Origin of the sequence: Bradyrhizobium sp., from assembly GCF_004799445.1 — a bacterium.
In the GTDB taxonomy this organism is placed as follows: Bacteria; Pseudomonadota; Alphaproteobacteria; order Rhizobiales; family Xanthobacteraceae; genus Bradyrhizobium.
In genome coordinates this window covers 1-16,139 of record NZ_SSNA01000042.1, presented here as the reverse complement: position 1 = coordinate 16,139, position 16,139 = coordinate 1, and the positions used below count along the sequence as shown (strand labels likewise).

The following is a 16,139-nucleotide window of genomic DNA, read 5'->3' as shown; positions in this document are numbered from 1 at the left end:
GCCGCGATCCGTCCGAACGTCCGGCGCCACGCGAGCCGCGTCATCACGCGCCGCAGTTCCTGCAGCGCGCGACCACCATGGCGCCGAGGGGCGATGACGACGATTTCGACGATTGAGAACAACAGGGCCGGCGGGCCGCCGCTGCCCGCTTCGCTCCCCACCGAACCCGATCGCAATTGTCCGCTCTGTCCAAGGCTCGCGAGCTTCCGCGAGGCGGTGCGCGCGCGTGAACCAGGCTGGTTCAATTCGCCGGTGCCGCCGTTCGGCGATCCCGGCGGCCGGCTGCTGATCGTCGGCCTCGCGCCGGGGTTGCAGGGCGCCAACCGCACCGGGCGTCCGTTCACCGGCGATTTTGCCGGCGACCTTCTCTATGCCACGCTACTGGAATACGGCTTCGCCAAGGGCGTCTATCAGGCCCGGCCCGACGACGGGCTGACACTGGTCGATTGCCGGATCGGCAACGCGGTGCACTGCGTGCCGCCGCAGAACAAGCCGCTGCCGGTGGAGATCAACACCTGCCGGCAATTCCTCGTCGCGACAGTGGCTTCGATGCCAAGGCTGCGCGCGATCGTGGCGCTCGGCCGCATCGCGCACGAATCGACACTAAAGGCGCTCGGCCTGCGCAGCGCGGCGGCGCCGTTCGCGCACGGTGCGGTCCACCAGGCCGGGGCGGTAAAACTTTACGACAGCTATCACTGCTCGCGCTACAACACCAACACGCGGGTGCTGACGCCGGACATGTTCCGCAGCGTGTTTGCGAAGGTGAAAGCGGATCTCGACTGAGTTTGTAGGGTTGGTGGGCACGCTTCGCTTCGCCCACCGCCTCAAACCGGATTTTCTTTCAGCCACGCCAGCACGTCACCAGCGTTCCGGTCGGGCGGAAACACGGGATAGAACACGTGGGTGATGCGTGCGTCGTCGATGACGAGCGCCAGCCGCCTGATCAGGGTCATTCCCGCGACCGCCATCGTCGGCAAATTCAGCGCGTGCGTCAGCTGCAGCTTCTCGTCGGATAAGACCGGGAACGGCAGATGCAGCCGCGAGGCCATCTCGGTCTGGTAGGTGTTGCTTTGCGTCGACAGCCCAAACACGTGCCGGGCGCCCGCTGACTTCAATTCCGCGAACAGATCACGGAACGCGCAGGTTTGCGGCGTGTAGCCGCGCGCGCCAGGAATCATGTCCCAATCGTCGACCAGCGCGATCTTGCCGGGTTCGCCGGTTCTGGGATAGGCGAACACCACGCTGCGCCCCGGCAGCGTCGACAGCGTCACCGAGGTATCGTCGGTGGCAACCTGGCTGATCGGCGGGATCGTCTTGCCGACCAGATGCGCCGCCGCGCCGTCGTCGACGGGGGCTGGAATCTTGCTCCAGTCGACTTCGAGTAGGTTCTTCTGGTTCATTGCACCCTTCTCCTTGGGTCGTTATTGCGAGCGCAGCGAAGCAATCCATAGCGCGGCAATTTCGAAAGCTGGATTGCTTCGTCGCGGAGCCTGTCATCGGGCGCGCAATCGCGCGACCCGTTGGCTCCCCTCAACGACGGATAGCTATGACAGCCGCTATCCGCGCGCCCGCAGCAGGCGGCCCTTCTCGCGGCCCCAGTCACGCTTTTTCTCGCTCTCGCGCTTGTCGTGCAGCTTCTTGCCTTTCGCCACCGCGAGCAGGAGCTTGGCCCGGCCGCGTTCGTTGAAATAGAGCTTCAGCGGGATCAGCGTCATGCCATCGCGGTCGACCGCTCCCATCAGCCGGTTGATCTGCTTCTTGTGCAACAGCAGTTTGCGCGGCCGTTTCGGTTCGTGGTTGAAGCGGTTGGCCTGCAGGTACTCGGGAATATTGGCGTTGATCAGCCAGATCTCGCCGTCCTTGGAATCGGCATAGGATTCCGCGATCGTGGTCTTGCCGTTGCGTATCGACTTGACCTCGGTGCCGGTCAGCGCGATTCCCGCTTCGACCGTGTCCTCGATCGCATAGTTGAACCGGGCCTTGCGATTTTCGGCGACGACCTTGATTGCACGCTGGTTCTTCTCGGCCACGTCAAGCCTTCTTCAGGAGATCGCGAATCTCGGTAAGCAGCTCTTCCTGGCGGGTCGGCTTCGGCGGCGGCGCGGCCTCGTCCTTGCGCTTGAGCTGGTTCATGAAGCGAATGACCATGAACAGCACGAATGCGATGATGATGAAATTCAGCGTCAGCGTCAGGAAATTGCCCCAGGCAAGCACCGCGCCCTGCTTCTTTGCATCCGCAAGATTGGTTGCCGTGACGGCTTTCGACAGGCCGATGAAATAATTGGAGAAGTCGAGGCCGCCGATCGCGCCGATCGGCGGCATGATGATATCGCCGACCAGCGAGGTCACGATGCTGCCGAAGGCCGCGCCGATGATGACGCCGACCGCGAGGTCGACCACGTTGCCCTTCATCGCGAAATCGCGAAATTCCTTGAGCATCTGCAAGCCCTTCTCTTCAGCTTCACGCGCCGGAACACTATCACGGCAAGATCTGGGGCTCAGTTGATCAGACCGGCATGCACCATGGCGCTGCGCACTGCCACGCGGGTGGGCTCGGACACCGGCACCATCGGCAGCCGCAGCGTCTCGTCGATCTTGCCGAGCAGCGACAGCGCGTATTTCACCGGCGACGGGTTGGACTCGATGAAGAGATTGGTATGCAGCGGCATCAGCTTGTCGTGCAGCTTGAGCGCGGTGGCGACGTCGCCTTTCTGCCAGGCCAGGTGAAACTCCGAACACAGCCGCGGCGCGACGTTGGAGGTCACGGAAATACAACCGTGACCGCCATGGGCCATGTAACCGAGCACGGTGGCATCCTCGCCCGACAACTGGTTGAAATCCTCCCCCATCCTGGCGCGCTGCTGCGAAACCCGCACCATGCTCGCGGTGGCATCCTTGACGCCGGCAATGTTCTTCAGCTCGAACAGCCGCGCCATGGTATCGACGCTCATGTCGATCACCGACCGCGGCGGGATATTGTAGATCACGATCGGAATTCCGATCGCATCGTTGATCGCCTTGAAGTGCTGGTACATGCCCTCTTGGGTCGGCTTGTTGTAATAGGGCGTCACCACCAGCACCGCGTCGGCGCCCGCCTTCTCGGCGTGCTGCGCAAGCTCGATGGCTTCCCTGGTCGAATTGGAACCCGCGCCCGCGATCACGGGAACGCGGCCTTTCGCTTCATCGATGCACCATTCGACGATGCGCTTGTGCTCGTCATGGCTCACGGTCGGGCTTTCGCCGGTGGTGCCGACCGGCACCAGGCCGTTGGTTCCCTCGCCGATTTGCCAGCTCACCAGGCCGCGAAAAGCGGCTTCATCGAGCGAGCCGTTCTTGAATGGCGTGACCAAGGCGGTGAACGACCCCCGGAAATTCGTCTTGGCTGCCATGAATTTCCTCCAAACGCGCGGCCCTGCGGCCTCGCCGCACCATCAACGACCAATTCATAACGGGTCTGAGGCTCAGGCGAAAGGCCCGAGCGCTTCCCGAGACCCGGGTCCCCCTCCGCCGTGCCACCCTGCCACGTGCATCGGCGCCACACGCCAGCCGCGATTTTGCCGTGGTGATGGCGCAGAGATCGCAACCGCCAGCCTATTTGGTATTTTTTCCACATATTCAATCAAATAGACCTAGGACGACTGCCATCCCGTGATTCGCCGCAAAGGAATGCCGTGACCCAGTCCGCCCGTGCCGCCGCATTGCAATCGACGGCAATCGCGACAACCCTGGCGCTGGCCGTGGGATTATCGGCCTGGGCGGCGGATGCCTCCGCCAAATCGAAAATTCCGTTGCCCAAGCCGCGGCCGATTGCGCGCCACGTCGTGCCCAAGAACGCCTCCGCGAGCACGGCTGCGGCCACGCCTGCGGCAAATACCGCGGCCCACACTTTGCCCGCCCCCGCGATCGCTCCCGCAACGCGCCAGCATGCGGCCTTGCCGCCGCCCACCGCGCGCAAACCACCGACACCGGCTGCGGTCGCCGCGACGTCGTCGACCTCGCAGGCCGATACGGAAGCGCTGGAGAACGTCATCGATCTGGTGCGCAAGCACAAGCCGGCGGATGCCACCCAGGCCGAGGCGGCAATTTCCGATCCGGTGGCAAGAAAGCTCGCGGAATGGATCGTCCTGCGCAGCGACGACAACGGGGCGTCGGTCGAGCGCTATCGTGCTTTCATATCCGCCAATCCGAGCTGGCCCTCGCAGACTTTCCTGCGCAGGCGCCTCGAGGCGGCGTTATGGGATGACCACCGCGACGATGCGACGGTTTGGGCATGGTTCGGGAGCGAATCGCCGCTATCGGCAAAGGGCAAACTCTCGCTGGCGCGGGCCATGATCGCACGCGGCGACCGGGCCAATGCGGAGCGTCTGGTGCGGGACGCATGGCACAACGATTCCATGTCCGAGGATACCGAGAGCACGGCGCTTGATCTGCTCGGAGCCTTGCTGACGCCGGGCGATCACAAGGCCCGGATGGATCTAATGCTGTACGGCAGCGAGCATGAGGCCGCGCTGCGCGCCGCCAAGCGGCTTGGCAGCGGCGAGGTCGCCCTCGCCAAGGCCCGGATCGCGGCCTACCACAAGGCCTCCAATACCCGCGCATTGCTCGATGCGGTTCCGCGCGAATTGCATGGCGATCCCGGCTACATCTTCAGCAGGATCCAGCTCCTGCGCCGCGAAGAGAAATTCGCCGAGGCCGCCCAGCTGATGCTGAGCGCGCCGAAGGACCCCGGGCGCCTCTACAATCTGGACGAATGGTGGGTCGAACGGCGGTTGCTGTCGCGCAAAATGATCGACGTCGGCGAACACCGCACCGCCTACCTGATGGCGCGCGACGCCGCACTGCCGGCGCGCGACATCTACAAAACCGAGCAGGAATTCACCGCAGGCTGGATCGCGCTGCGCTTTCTGAATGATCCGTCGGCGGCCGCGCAGCATTTTGCGCGCATCGGCGTCGGCAGCGTCAACCCGACCACGCTCGCGCGAGCCGGCTATTGGCAGGGCCGGGCCGCCGAAGCCGCGGGCCGCGCTCAGGAGGCCCACACCGCCTACGCGGCGGCCGCGGAACAATCGACCAGCTATTACGGACAACTGGCGCGCGCCAAGCTAGGCCTGCCGCAGATCGAACTGAACGGCGCGCCCACCGCGCGCGGACGCGCCGCCGAGCGGCTCGAGATCGTCCGCGCGGTGCAGCTGCTTTACGAACTCGACGAGCGCGAAATCGCGATCCCGATTTTTGCCGACATGGGCGAAAACGGCGATCCCGATGCGCTGGTCGGGCTTGGCGAACTGGCGTCCCGCCACGCCGATGCCCGCGGCATGCTGCTGATGGGCAAGGCCGCGCTCAACCGCGGCCTGCCATTCGATTTCTACGCCTATCCGGTGACGGGAATTCCACCGTTCAAGTCGATCGGGCCGGACGTCGAGCAAAGCATCATTTTCGCGATCGCGCGGCAGGAGAGCGCCTTCAATCCCGCGGTGGTTTCGCCGGCGCAAGCCTACGGGTTGATGCAGGTGACGCCGGATGCCGGCAAATATGTCTGCAAGAAATACGGCGCGAGCTTCGACCTCGGCCGGCTGAAGACCGATCCGGTCTACAATTCGGCACTGGGCGCGGCCGAGCTTGGCGGCCTGATCGAGGACTACCGCGGCTCCTACATCATGACCTTTGCCGCCTACAATGCCGGGCGCGGCAGCGTCCGAAAGTGGATCGAGCGTTACGGCGACCCGCGCGATCCCAAGGTCGACGCCGTCGACTGGGTCGAGTTGATCCCGTTCTCCGAGACCAGGAACTACGTGCAGCGGATCATCGAGAATCTGCAGGTCTATCGCGCGCGCTTCGGCGGCGGGACGCGGCTGCAGATCGAGGCCGACCTGCACCGAGGCAGCGTCGAGTAGGTTCGGACGGCTTGCTGTCCATTCGCTTCGCCCGATCGACGCCCGCAGCGAAGGCTCATTGAAATCGGCGATTCCCAAAGAAAATCCCCCTCCCGACAGATGTCTGTCGGAAGGGGGATTTTGTTACGTCAGAACCAGCTTACTTGTGGAACATGGCGGGCTTCGCCGGCTCCTCAGGCGCCCAGATCCGATAGCTGAGGGTTCCGAACACCGTCATACCCCGGGTGATGGTAGAAATATCGGCAGCGATCGGAACGGCCGCGTTCCGCGCACCCGACGAGATTTCCTGCGTCGCCCACACCGAGAAACTCGCCGGACCGAAGTTGTATTCGACAAGGCCACCGAGAGCGAACAGATGGAACCGCTGGGCATTGCCCAAGGTGCCACCCGGCACGAAACAGGTCAGGACCGGGCACTTGTCGTCGGAGACCTGCGCCACGTAGTAGCCCACCGGACCCACCGTCCACTTTCCAATCGTCTTGGTGGCGGTGAAGTCGACATGGAAGATGTCGCCGGTGGTGTAGTGGTCAATGCTGTTCTCGGTATTGATTTCCACAAACATGGCAGCGGTCAGGTTCCAACCACCACCCAGATACGAAACAATCAACTCAGGCTGGAACGTCCACCAGGGATTGCCGACATTGTTGAGGCCCGTCGGACCCTGCACGGTGCCATCCGGCACGTACATGCCCAAGCCGGCCTTCACTGCGAAGCCGGAGGTCCCGAGCTTCCAGCTCAATTCGACCGGGGCGATGAAGGTGTTGTGGATGCCGCCGTTTTCTGACGGGAAGTTCGGGTTGAGATTCAGCGGCCCGGATACTCCGAACATGACGAAGGGCTGGGCGATGACGGCGTCATAGGTCGCACCGAGGAAGGTCCAACCGGGAACGAACACAAAGCCCTGCACGTCGACCGCGGCATGCACCCCGTTATGGGTGCCAATAACATTCGTCAGCGGCCCAACCAGGTTGGTCTGATAGGTAAACACCTGGTTGAACATGTAGATGCCCGGCGGCGGAACGCCGGCGCTCGATCCGATGAGCGCTCCCGGCTTCTGCGCCCAGCCCGGATATCCTGCTTCATACGCATTCGCAGCAGGCGAGAATGCAAAGGTGGCCACACCTGCTGCAGCAAGAAGAGCTTTATAATTCAATTTCATGTGTCCCCCTATTTAGTCCTGTGAAACGCGATCCGCCCAAGTCTCGGCACCAAATCCGCCTGCGCAACACCCCCGGCAGACAAATTCAACATGCCTATTTCTTGAACGAAGAGTTGCCGCTCACGGACCAAAAGGCAATTTAAACTTGTCTTGTGAAGCTTTGTCACAGTCCTTTTTCCGGTAGGTGTTGCAAATATGCACACCTGCCCCGGCTTCCCAAAACTCAACTAAACCGCTGTTTTTATAGACATTTCGTGGTCTAGCGTTCGTTACGCGGGAATCCCTCACGACCCTCCAAGGTTCGAATTTCGAGGTCACATTCGGGTCATCGGTGGATTCCTGGTGATGCGATGGATGCTTCGAATCGGAGCAAACCGGCGCCAACCGTGCCCGATTTTGCGCCGCACGGAATTCGGCAAGCCCGTCGGGGCAAAAACGCTGAGAGACTGAACTCGTCATCAAAATTCCGCCTCTATAAGTGGCGGAGTTGGTGACCGGCGAAAAAACAAAGCGGCCGCGGGATCTGCGGATCGATCCGGAGCTGTAAGACCAATCGCAAGGAAATCGCCGGCTGCCTGCCCCATTCGATTCGCGTGCGCAGTTTCGATTCAAGGATGTTGCATCATGGCCATCTCGCAACGTAGGTAGTCGGATCGCATCGAACCGTTCGCAGCGACGGGAGAACCGGAGGGAATATGCGTTTTTCAGTGCTCCTTGCTGCCTTTGCCACATCGCTACTGGCCACTTCGTTGACACTCACGAGTCCGGTTCGTGCCGACAGTCAAGGCGATCTCGATCATTGCAAGTTTGTCGGAGAAATCGGCAAGGCCGACGAAGGCATCGCGGCGTGCGACCGCGTCATCAACGATTCCAAGATAACGGCAAGAGACCGCGCAGCCGCGTTCAGCAGCCGGTGCGGATGGTGGTGGGCGAAAAAGGATTCGGACCGCGCGCTGTCGGATTGCAACGAAGCCATCCGGATCGACAGCGGCAACGCTGACGCCTTCCTTAATCGTGGCAATGCCTATTTAAGCAAATCCGATATGGAGCACGCGCTCACGGACTTCAATTCGGCGCTACGGGTCGACCCGAAAAACGCCTGGGCCTATGCCGAGCGGGGTAACCTCTACAAGAACAAGGGGGACATCGACCACGCCCTGGCCGACCTGAACGAATCCATCCGGCTTAATCCGAGCTATGCCTTGGCCCTCTTCTCGCGAGGCGATCTCTACAAGAGTTTGGGTGACTTCGCCCGCGCCATGACCGACCTGAACGAGTCGATCCGGCTCGACCCCAACTATGCGCTCGCCTATTTCACCCGCGGCCGCCTGTCCTTCATGCTCGGCAACAACCCGGCCGCGCTGGAAGACTTCACCAAATCGATCAAGCTCGACGCCGGGGATGCCACCGCGTATTTCAACCGCGGCGTCGCCTATTATGTCATCGGCGGCCGTACCCCGGATGCGGCGGCCGATTTCAAGAAGGCCGCCGAGCTCAACCCGAAGGACGCCTATGCCGCGCTCTGGCGCGATCTTGCCGAGCGCCGCAACATTGCACCGAGCCATCTGGCGGAAGCCGTGAAACAACTGGACATGACCGTGTGGCCGGCGCCGGTGATCCGCCACTTCCTCGGCGAGCTCAACGCCGAACAAACCTTCGGCGCGGCCTTCGACACCGATCCGAAGACGAAGCTCGCGCAAACCTGCGAGGCGAATTTTTACAGCGGCGAATTCGCGCTGCTGAAGAAGGACAAGAAGGAGGCGCAGCGCCTGCTCAAGCTCGCGGCCAATGATTGCCCGCAAAGCTTCATTGAAGCGACAGCCGCGATCGCGGAGCTCATTCCCCTCAAGTAGGACCGCTGATGCCTTGAAACGCCGCGCCGAGGCAGATCGACTACCGGTGAAAATGATGGCGTGAAGGGCGCTGCGGCTTCGCTAGCGCCCCGTATTTGCTGAGCAGGTTCCCTTTGTCCCCAGGAAGTCCCCCGGAACACCGCTCAGCCTCTTAGCGCCCCTCGCCCCCTCCCGCCTCGGCGCGAGGGAAAGCGAACCACCTAAGAACGGGACGACCTCGGGTTGCCCCCCTCCGTCGCGACACCAAGGTTATCGAAGCGCCCTGCGCGCGCAACATATAGCAGGGGCTCGGACCGACGTTTTCGGCCGGATGTTGCACAAATAGCACTCCACCGTCTCTTGAGCGCCATAGCTCAGTCACGACGAGGCCCGGCAGCCCGGAATTGGCCCATCTGAAATCTGCTGCTTGCGGCTCGCCCCCGTGTCGGGCATATCGGCCCCAACGGAGCTGTGGCCGAGTGGCTGAAGGCGGCGGTTTGCTAAACCGTTATAGGGTTGTAAAGCCCTATCGAGGGTTCGAATCCCTCCGGCTCCGCCAGAATGCTGTTTCACACCGCATCCCTTTGTATCAAAATCCCCAATAACGACGGCCATAACTGACCATATAATGCATCTGGCTGTTTCAGCTTGCATCACCTCGTTTCAAGGTGTACTTAGGGGTAGAAACAGGGGAAAAGTCATGGCGAAAATCGATTTGCTGTCGGCTGCGAAGGTCAAGAACCTCAAGGTCCCCGGTGACTATCTCGACGGCCGTGGTCTCTATCTGCAGGTCCGCAGCGAATCCTCGAAATCCTGGCTGCTGAAATACTCGATGGAAAAGCGGGCGCGCGAAATGGGCCTCGGTCCCGCCGCCGATATCCCACTGGCAACGGCGCGTGAGCTCCGCGACCGCCATCGCGCCTTGCTGAAGCAAGGCATTGATCCGCTGGAGCACAAGGAGGCCGAGAAGTCGGCAAAGGCGCTGGAGCGCGCGAAGGCGATCACCTTCAAGGATGCGTGCGCCCGTTACATCGCCGCGAATCGCTCGGGCTGGAAAAACATCAAGCACGCTGCCCAGTGGGAGGCGACGCTCAAGGCCTACGCCTACCCGATCATCGGCGCCCTGCCCGTTCAAGCGATCGACACCGCGCTTGTTATGGCGGTCCTCGATCCGATCTGGTCGACCAAGCCGGAGACCGCAAGCCGCGTACGGGGCCGGATCGAATCGGTGATCGGCGCCGCAAAGGCCCGGGGCGAGTTCAAGGGCGAGAACCCGGCGACTTGGAAAGGCCATCTCGACAAGCTGCTGCCCAAGACGTCCAAGGTGCGCAAGGTCGAGAACCATGCCGCCCTGCCCTATGCCGATCTGCCGGCCTTCATGGCGGACCTGCGCACGCGGGAAGGCATTGCAGCCGCCGCGATGGAATTCCTGATCCTGACCGCGGCCCGCACCGGCGAAGTGCTCGGTGCGACCTGGGACGAATTTGACCTGCGAAAATCGGTTTGGACGATCCCGGGCGAGAGGATGAAGAACGGCAAGGAGCATCAGGTACCCCTGGGCCCGCCCGCGGTTGCAGCGCTGGAGCGGATGAGCAAGATCGCAAATGGCGAATATGTTTTCTTTGGTCAATCGAGTGGCCGGTCACTGAGCAACATGGCCCTGTTGGTGTTGCTGCGCCGAATGAAGCGCGACGACATCACTTCGCATGGTTTCCGATCGACGTTCCGGGATTGGGCAGCCGAGCGCGGCTATCAGGACCCGGTGGCGGAAGCAGCACTTGCGCATTCGGTCTCCGATGCGGTGGTTGCGGCCTACAAGCGCACCACCTTTTTCGAGATGCGAAAAAAGATGATGGACGATTGGGCCGCGTTCGCGACGAGCGATCCGGCTGCAGCCAACAACGTCGTGCCGCTAAGAGCTTCAGATGCCATTCATTCGTGAGCCGCCGAAATTGCAAGAGGTCTTTGTCCTCTCAACGCCGCAACACATGCTCTACAAGTTGATTTGGGAAGTGCGCGAATTCAATGGCGACACTGATACAGAGGAATTGTTCGGTTACCGAAACTCGGGCTTCGCGGCGTTTAACTGCGCCGTGACCGCCTTGCACTGCGCTGATTGGGCTTGGTCCGCAGGCGGACCTGAAACTAAGTCGCTTCTAGCCGAGAAGTTCAAATTTAACATCTCAGGCAACGATAGAAGCGATGTGATCGCATTTAGCGACGCGTTAGAGAAAGCCAATCGCGACTTCTATATTTGCCGGCGGCTTGCGAACGGAGCCAAGCACATGCGGCGGGGCGCGCAGCCGCATTCGGTGCATGCAGCTGTAGAATTCTCACCCCGAAGTTATGAGACCGAAGGAAGATATTTGGTCGACTTTGTGATCAAGGATGGTGACGTCACGATGCTCGTCTCTGACGTATTCGCCAGAATGTGCGATTTCTGGGAACGGCTGTACCGGCAAATCGGATTCCTTGAGGACATATTCGTCGAAGGGAGCTGATGGCCGACCCTAGTTGATCCTTTCTTTGGATAACCACCGGTCGCACGGCAATGCGACTCGATGTCTGATATATTCATCGCGCGCGGGGCCGGCTGGCCAGCCGTACGATCGCAGTTCACCGCCGCGATCTGCCCCGCGCGACCTCTCGGCGGTGCGGCGGTGACAAATGCCCGGCAAAGCGCCCCAAAAGGTGCCTGCATTCAGCAAGGTGTTGGCTGAGTGTGAGACGACAAATCCGCGCTATGCAGTATTCCTGAAATCTTGGCAGCAGCATCCTGACAAAGACAAACTATGGCAGGCTGTTCAAGTAGCGGCCCAAGCGGACCACCGGAATCCACCGACTGCTCCGGATTTCATTGGGGCGGTGCTCAGCTCGACGCTGCCTGCAAAGATTTTGAATGATCATAACGACCGCGCCATCGATCAATTCGAAAAGCTAAAGCGCAAAATCGCAGCAGTCGTCACCGATGCGGATTACCCCTCTGATCTTTTGCGAGATCTACAAGGTTTCGAACAACCTCTCCGCGAGCTAAGTCGAAGCGCTTTCGACATACGAACCCGCGCCGGCGGCCGGAAGGATCAGGACGGCTCATCCCGGGATCGGAAGGCGTTCGTCCATAGAATGTTCCATTACCTTCACGATGCGTGCGGGCAGTATCTGCCCAAACAGGTCGCCACAATGGTCGATATATTGTTCCCAGGGCCTGAAGACACCAAACGCGACCTTGATCGCCAGGTCAGAGACTGGCTTCCGCCAAAACCGCCAAAGCGAGTTGTCTAGGAGGATTCGACGGCGATTTTCGTCTCCGAATGCTCATACCGCGGCTTAGCGAAGCGGCTCCTTATGCGTCCAGCAAGTTCACGCTGTTGAGGACGCCAGATGGATACCCTTCAAGCAAACGTCACGGGTCGGAAAACCCCGCTCACAATCACCATCAAATCGGCGATGGAGTTGTCCGGTCTTTCCCGGCCGACGATCAACCGCGCGATCTGGGCGAAGAAGTTGCGCACTACCCACGTCGGATCGCGGCATCTCATCTTCTTCGATTCGTTTCAGCAGTTTCTCGGCATCGATCAGTCTGCGGCTTGAGGCGGTGCCATCATGACCGCGCGCAAGCCGACACTCTCCGAACCGATCGAGTGGCGTCTGTGGAAAAACCGGCAACGCCGGGATGCGATCGTTGTTTCGCTTTCGACCTTTGAGGACAGAAATCTGATCGGCGTTCGCCTGCACACAACAGGCACGGACGGCAAGATGCGACCGACCGCGAAAGGTGTGTCCCTGGTCGTGTTGAGGCTGCCTGAACTCGCGGCCGCGGTGAACAGGGCGCTGGCGAAAGCCCGCGAGCTTGGCCTGATCGACGACGAAGGGAGCGGCCAATGATTGCGCAGCTTCGTCTTGAAGTAGCCGCCCGCCCGGCCTGGGGCGCCCTGGTCATCGCCATGGAGAGGCTGCCGCGGTGCCAGCGCGTCGAGATCGCGCTCATGGGCCGCCGGGCCAAGGCAGCCAAGCATCCACGTCTGCGAAGGCTTGCGCGCGAGGCTAAGGCCGAAGCCAAGCGGCTTGCCGGCGAAAATTCACTTGTGTCAGATGACACACCTGAAGCCGGTCGACCGTTCGGCGCGACAGTTCAGCGCGCCCGAGAAGAGGTGGCCCACGATGAGCCACCTGAAACTCGCGTCGGCCGCGACGGCAAATCCTATCCCGCGACGCAAAAGCCGAAACAACACCGCGGAGGGCTGATGCGATGAATGCGCCGCTCGCCCCGATCGATCTGGATCTGCTCGAAATTGACCCGCGACCGTGCGAGCTGTGCGGCATGACCATCGATCGGCACGACGTTTTTGACAACGGCGACGGGCCCTTATCTTCTGTGCCGACATATCGCCCGACGAGATGACGCTGCCCGAACTGGAGCGCCGCGCCGATCTGATCCGGCGGGAAGAAGTAGCGGCAATTTTGGCCCGGCTTGAGGCGATGGACGATCCGTCCCGACGCCTGCCGCCGCGTTTTGAACCTGAACCCTATCGGCCAGCTCAATCAACTGTCGACGCCTTTCGCCTCGTCGCTGCAACCGGCGACGTCGCGCGCCTGAAGGCCTGGCTCGCCAATCGGCCGAAAGATGCCCCCTTGCTGCTCGCGCTGCTGGAAAGCCCCACATCATGCTGACACGCGCCGATATTGACGATTTGAAGCGCACCTTCGTGCCGGTTGCGCTGACCGACGAGGGCCCGCCGGTGGATGACATCCCGCCGCCTGAAAGCCTCGCCGATTATGGACTTTCGGACGATTCCGGTGCCGAACCTGTTAGCCCTAGCGCCGCCAAGTCCCCAGCGGGGCGCCGGCTGACCTTCACGCGATTTGCCGACGTGAAGATGCCGACGACATCGCGCTATCTCGTCAAAGGGGTGATCCCGAACGTCGGCATGGTGGTGGTCTGGGGGCCGCCCAAATGTGGCAAGAGCTTTTTCGTTTTCGATCTGGTGGCGCATGTCGCGGCGGGCTGGGGATATCGCGGCCGCCGGGTTAAGCAGCGTCCGGTGGTCTATTTCGCGCTTGAGGGGCAGGAAGGCTTCATGGGGCGCATCGAAGCCTTTCGGCTCGAGCACGGCGCCGCGGATATTCCGTTCTATCTGAGTTCCGACCGCATCGTGCTGCCGCAGGACGGCGCCGCGGTGGTCAAATCGATCCGGGAGGAATTCCCGGACGTGCGACCCGGCATCGTGGTGCTGGACACACTCAACCGGTCCATCGTCGGCAGTGAAAACGACCCGGCCGACATGGGTTCCTATGTCCGCGCCGCCGACATGATCCGCGAGGCATTCGATTGCGTGGTCATCATCATCCACCACTGCGGAGTCGAAGGAACTCGCCCACGGGGACACACCAGTCTGACCGGTGCCGCCGACGCGCAACTCGCCGTCAACCGGGATGCCGCCGGCAACGTGGTCGCCAAAGTCGAGTGGATGAAAGACGGACCCGAGGGGGACGAGATCGTGAGCAGCCTGGAACAGGTCACCGTTGGCACCGACGACGACGGCGAGGCCATAACCTCCTGCATCATCCGCGACACCGAAAGGTCCGCCATCAAGGGCAAGGAAAAGGTGACCGGCGCAGCAGCGATCGCGCTCCGGATCCTCCATGACACGCTCGCCGACGCTGGCGAAATACCTCACCCGAATACCCATATTCCGCCAAACACCCGGACAATTCAGGTCGAAACCTGGCGCTCAAATTGCTACGCCGGAATGACGCAAGACGACACCACGCCAGCGTCGCGCCAGAAGGCTTTTGTCCGGGCTTCCAACAAACTCCAAGAGAAGCAACTCATTGGAATATGGAACGGAACGGTCTGGGCTGTGTCGTAGCCGGACAACCCGGACATACCCCGGACAGTCCGGACTTGTCTGGCCGACACATACCCCCGGACAGACACGGACACCCCCCTATAAGGGTGTCCAGTTGTCCGGGTGTCCGGACAGAGAAGGCCCCGAGAGATTTCCAGCCTGCCAAAAAAATCAGGGTCAGAGGGTTCTGGAAGACAACCGCGAGGTGGTTTTACCAGCGAGCGCGGCCGAACCGATTTTTTGCCCCCGTCGGGTCCTGGGGAGGCTTTCCGGGAAGAGAGCCCCACCCCCTCCTTTTGCAGTGATCGGCCCGGTTCGGCGGAAATAGCGTCCGCCCATCCTCCTTGATATCGCTCTGCTTTATGGCATCGACCTGGCCTTGCCCCTGTTTGGCCCCGTGTTCCTCGCGGGCGCGCGGGCGGTATTCCACACGCGGGTCTTTCTAACCTCTAGTGTTGAAGCCTGTAGAATAGCCCGCGCGTAAACCCTTGTCGGATTGGCCGAAATCGAGATTTCCCGGCGCCGATCGCGAGCACAAGACACCTCAAAACCGCCCCTTTTCGATCCGCCCTTCCCCTTACGCGACGACGTCCTGGCCGCTGATCCTGCGGGTTGGCGTGTGACGTGTTGGGCTGGTGGTCTTGCGGTGCTGCATCACGGTGGTGTGCGCAGGATGATGGTTCGGGTGTGGTTTGCCGGGCTTGGCAGACTCACCGGTACGTTTTGGCGGCGTTCCGGTATCAGACAGCGCAGAACGGCAAAACCCGCTTGGCTGACTCCGCTGGCCCGCTAATCGGCCTGCGCGGGTTGATGGTCGATGGTCCGCGGTGGGATGGTGGCCGGCGCGGGGAATGGCGTGGGACCGATTACGCGGGGCGGGCTGGTGCCGTTGACGATGACGATTTGCAGGCCGGGGAGGATTGCGGCTCCGGGGCGCTGGCGCTCGTCGGCCTGGTCGGCGATGTTTTCCATTGCCTTGATGGCGCCGACGCGGGCCATGTCGTTCTTGCTGTCGTCTGCGATCTTGTCGAGGCGGTGGAAGTTCAGGGCGCGTGCCGATGTTCGCAGGGCGGCCAGCTCGGCGTTGTAGTGCTGCAGGACGTGCGGCTTGCGGAGCGCGAAGCGGACAGAGGATGCTGCCAACCCCGCCTTGGTGGCGGCGTCCTGGTATTTCAGGCCTTCCCACACCATGAATTCGAGCGCGGCCTTGAGCTTACCGGTGACGGCGCCGCGGCGGGAACGGCCCTCGATCGCGGCGGCCTATCGGGTGGGGAATTCGGTGGGGATCCCGTCGCCCTGGCCATCGGTCATTCGTCGCCGCCCTCGTCGTCCGCGTCGTGGTCGATCGTCACCGGCTGGACGGTGCTGGAAACAATCCTCATAGGCGGTGGAGGGTCGTCATTTA

The 16,139-nt window shown here is 61.8% G+C and carries 18 protein-coding genes, 1 tRNA gene and 1 pseudogene; 14 read left to right on the top strand and 6 right to left on the bottom strand.

The features are described 5' to 3' along the window. Positions 1 to 116 (top strand): annotated as a pseudogene (locus E8A46_RS04515) (NYN domain-containing protein); the annotation flags it as partial. After that, positions 94 to 783 carry a uracil-DNA glycosylase gene (locus E8A46_RS04510; RefSeq protein ID WP_291558008.1) on the top strand — a complete coding sequence of 230 codons (690 nt, stop codon included), beginning with the start codon at positions 94 to 96 and terminating at the stop codon, positions 781 to 783. The pseudogene E8A46_RS04515 and the gene E8A46_RS04510, both read left to right, overlap by 23 nt. A gap of 41 nt (positions 784 to 824) precedes the next feature. Here the strand turns inward: E8A46_RS04510 and E8A46_RS04505 are convergent, their stop codons facing one another. The 4 genes from E8A46_RS04505 to dapA all read right to left on the bottom strand — a co-directional run bounded on the left by E8A46_RS04505 (position 825) and on the right by dapA (position 3,389). Then, positions 825 to 1,400 (bottom strand): peroxiredoxin, encoded by a 576-nt coding sequence (locus E8A46_RS04505; protein WP_291558005.1) that lies wholly within the window; start codon positions 1,398 to 1,400, stop codon positions 825 to 827. Between the two features lie 156 nt (positions 1,401 to 1,556). Next, a complete protein-coding gene (gene smpB, locus E8A46_RS04500) occupies positions 1,557 to 2,030 on the bottom strand; it encodes an SsrA-binding protein SmpB (RefSeq protein WP_291558001.1) in 474 nt (157 codons plus the stop codon). Position 2,031: 1 nt separating this feature from the next. Further along, a complete protein-coding gene (gene mscL, locus E8A46_RS04495; RefSeq protein WP_291557998.1) occupies positions 2,032 to 2,439 on the bottom strand; it encodes a large conductance mechanosensitive channel protein MscL in 408 nt (135 codons plus the stop codon). A 59-nt stretch (positions 2,440 to 2,498) separates the two neighbouring features. Further along, the gene (gene dapA, locus E8A46_RS04490) at positions 2,499 to 3,389 is read right to left on the bottom strand and encodes a 4-hydroxy-tetrahydrodipicolinate synthase (protein ID WP_291557996.1); all 891 of its coding nucleotides are present in this window, start codon (positions 3,387 to 3,389) and stop codon (positions 2,499 to 2,501) included. Between the two features lie 282 nt (positions 3,390 to 3,671). Between dapA and E8A46_RS04485 the strand changes: the two genes are divergently transcribed. Further along, positions 3,672 to 5,894 (top strand): lytic transglycosylase domain-containing protein, encoded by a 2,223-nt coding sequence (locus E8A46_RS04485; RefSeq protein WP_291557993.1) that lies wholly within the window; start codon positions 3,672 to 3,674, stop codon positions 5,892 to 5,894. A gap of 139 nt (positions 5,895 to 6,033) precedes the next feature. Here E8A46_RS04485 and E8A46_RS04480 read toward each other — a convergent pair whose 3' ends face one another. Beyond that, positions 6,034 to 7,053: a transporter gene (locus E8A46_RS04480; protein ID WP_291557988.1), complete on the bottom strand. Its 1,020-nt coding sequence runs from the start codon at positions 7,051 to 7,053 to the stop codon at positions 6,034 to 6,036. A 749-nt stretch (positions 7,054 to 7,802) separates the two neighbouring features. On the opposite strand from E8A46_RS04480, the gene E8A46_RS04475 reads away from it, so the two are divergent. The 11 genes from E8A46_RS04475 (at position 7,803) to E8A46_RS04425 (ending at position 14,755) form a co-directional block, all read left to right on the top strand. Continuing rightward, complete coding sequence (locus E8A46_RS04475; protein WP_291557986.1) at positions 7,803 to 8,906, top strand: tetratricopeptide repeat protein; 1,104 nt, start codon at positions 7,803 to 7,805, stop codon at positions 8,904 to 8,906. Positions 8,907 to 9,350: 444 nt separating this feature from the next. Next, a tRNA-Ser gene (locus tag E8A46_RS04470) sits at positions 9,351 to 9,444 on the top strand. A gap of 141 nt (positions 9,445 to 9,585) precedes the next feature. Continuing rightward, the gene (locus tag E8A46_RS04465; protein ID WP_291557984.1) at positions 9,586 to 10,827 is read left to right on the top strand and encodes a site-specific integrase; all 1,242 of its coding nucleotides are present in this window, start codon (positions 9,586 to 9,588) and stop codon (positions 10,825 to 10,827) included. Next, complete coding sequence (locus E8A46_RS04460; protein ID WP_291557981.1) at positions 10,811 to 11,386, top strand: hypothetical protein; 576 nt, start codon at positions 10,811 to 10,813, stop codon at positions 11,384 to 11,386. The genes E8A46_RS04465 and E8A46_RS04460 overlap by 17 nt, the downstream gene beginning before the upstream one ends. Before the next feature lie 166 nt (positions 11,387 to 11,552). After that, positions 11,553 to 12,167 carry a hypothetical protein gene (locus E8A46_RS04455; RefSeq protein WP_291557979.1) on the top strand — a complete coding sequence of 205 codons (615 nt, stop codon included), beginning with the start codon at positions 11,553 to 11,555 and terminating at the stop codon, positions 12,165 to 12,167. A gap of 99 nt (positions 12,168 to 12,266) precedes the next feature. After that, positions 12,267 to 12,476: a hypothetical protein gene (locus E8A46_RS04450; RefSeq protein WP_291557976.1), complete on the top strand. Its 210-nt coding sequence runs from the start codon at positions 12,267 to 12,269 to the stop codon at positions 12,474 to 12,476. 12 nt (positions 12,477 to 12,488) lie between these two features. Beyond that, positions 12,489 to 12,770, top strand: a complete 282-nt coding sequence (locus E8A46_RS04445) for a transcriptional coactivator p15/PC4 family protein (RefSeq protein WP_291557973.1) — start codon at positions 12,489 to 12,491, stop codon at positions 12,768 to 12,770. After that, positions 12,767 to 13,138 carry a hypothetical protein gene (locus tag E8A46_RS04440; protein ID WP_291557971.1) on the top strand — a complete coding sequence of 124 codons (372 nt, stop codon included), beginning with the start codon at positions 12,767 to 12,769 and terminating at the stop codon, positions 13,136 to 13,138. The genes E8A46_RS04445 and E8A46_RS04440 overlap by 4 nt, the downstream gene beginning before the upstream one ends. Next, positions 13,135 to 13,287 (top strand): hypothetical protein, encoded by a 153-nt coding sequence (locus tag E8A46_RS04435; protein WP_291557967.1) that lies wholly within the window; start codon positions 13,135 to 13,137, stop codon positions 13,285 to 13,287. Before E8A46_RS04440 ends, E8A46_RS04435 begins: the two co-directional genes overlap by 4 nt. Continuing rightward, positions 13,284 to 13,556, top strand: coding sequence for a hypothetical protein (locus E8A46_RS04430; protein WP_291557964.1), 273 nt, complete (start codon positions 13,284 to 13,286; stop codon positions 13,554 to 13,556). The genes E8A46_RS04435 and E8A46_RS04430 overlap by 4 nt, the downstream gene beginning before the upstream one ends. After that, the gene (locus tag E8A46_RS04425) at positions 13,550 to 14,755 is read left to right on the top strand and encodes an AAA family ATPase (protein WP_291557961.1); all 1,206 of its coding nucleotides are present in this window, start codon (positions 13,550 to 13,552) and stop codon (positions 14,753 to 14,755) included. Before E8A46_RS04430 ends, E8A46_RS04425 begins: the two co-directional genes overlap by 7 nt. A gap of 768 nt (positions 14,756 to 15,523) precedes the next feature. On the opposite strand, the gene E8A46_RS04420 is transcribed toward E8A46_RS04425, so the two are convergent. Further along, on the bottom strand, positions 15,524 to 15,925 hold the full coding sequence (locus E8A46_RS04420; protein ID WP_291557958.1) for a hypothetical protein: 402 nt from the start codon (positions 15,923 to 15,925) through the stop codon (positions 15,524 to 15,526). Between the last annotated feature and the right edge of the window lie 214 nt (positions 15,926 to 16,139).

Bases quoted from the DNA above. Each gene is read 5' to 3' on its own strand.
- E8A46_RS04425 (WP_291557961.1), top strand. From the start codon at position 13,550: ATGCTGACACGCGCCGATATTGACGATTTGAAGCGCACCTTCGTGCCG.
- mscL (WP_291557998.1), bottom strand. From the start codon at position 2,439: ATGCTCAAGGAATTTCGCGATTTCGCGATGAAGGGCAACGTGGTCGAC.
- dapA (WP_291557996.1), bottom strand. From the start codon at position 3,389: ATGGCAGCCAAGACGAATTTCCGGGGGTCGTTCACCGCCTTGGTCACG.
- E8A46_RS04445 (WP_291557973.1), top strand. From the start codon at position 12,489: ATGACCGCGCGCAAGCCGACACTCTCCGAACCGATCGAGTGGCGTCTG.
- E8A46_RS04450 (WP_291557976.1), top strand. From the start codon at position 12,267: ATGGATACCCTTCAAGCAAACGTCACGGGTCGGAAAACCCCGCTCACA.
- E8A46_RS04465 (WP_291557984.1), top strand. From the start codon at position 9,586: ATGGCGAAAATCGATTTGCTGTCGGCTGCGAAGGTCAAGAACCTCAAG.
- E8A46_RS04505 (WP_291558005.1), bottom strand. From the start codon at position 1,400: ATGAACCAGAAGAACCTACTCGAAGTCGACTGGAGCAAGATTCCAGCC.
- E8A46_RS04435 (WP_291557967.1), top strand. From the start codon at position 13,135: ATGAATGCGCCGCTCGCCCCGATCGATCTGGATCTGCTCGAAATTGAC.
- E8A46_RS04430 (WP_291557964.1), top strand. From the start codon at position 13,284: ATGACGCTGCCCGAACTGGAGCGCCGCGCCGATCTGATCCGGCGGGAA.
- E8A46_RS04440 (WP_291557971.1), top strand. From the start codon at position 12,767: ATGATTGCGCAGCTTCGTCTTGAAGTAGCCGCCCGCCCGGCCTGGGGC.
- E8A46_RS04480 (WP_291557988.1), bottom strand. From the start codon at position 7,053: ATGAAATTGAATTATAAAGCTCTTCTTGCTGCAGCAGGTGTGGCCACC.
- E8A46_RS04420 (WP_291557958.1), bottom strand. From the start codon at position 15,925: ATGGTGTGGGAAGGCCTGAAATACCAGGACGCCGCCACCAAGGCGGGG.
- E8A46_RS04455 (WP_291557979.1), top strand. From the start codon at position 11,553: ATGCCCGGCAAAGCGCCCCAAAAGGTGCCTGCATTCAGCAAGGTGTTG.
- E8A46_RS04460 (WP_291557981.1), top strand. From the start codon at position 10,811: ATGCCATTCATTCGTGAGCCGCCGAAATTGCAAGAGGTCTTTGTCCTC.
- E8A46_RS04510 (WP_291558008.1), top strand. From the start codon at position 94: ATGACGACGATTTCGACGATTGAGAACAACAGGGCCGGCGGGCCGCCG.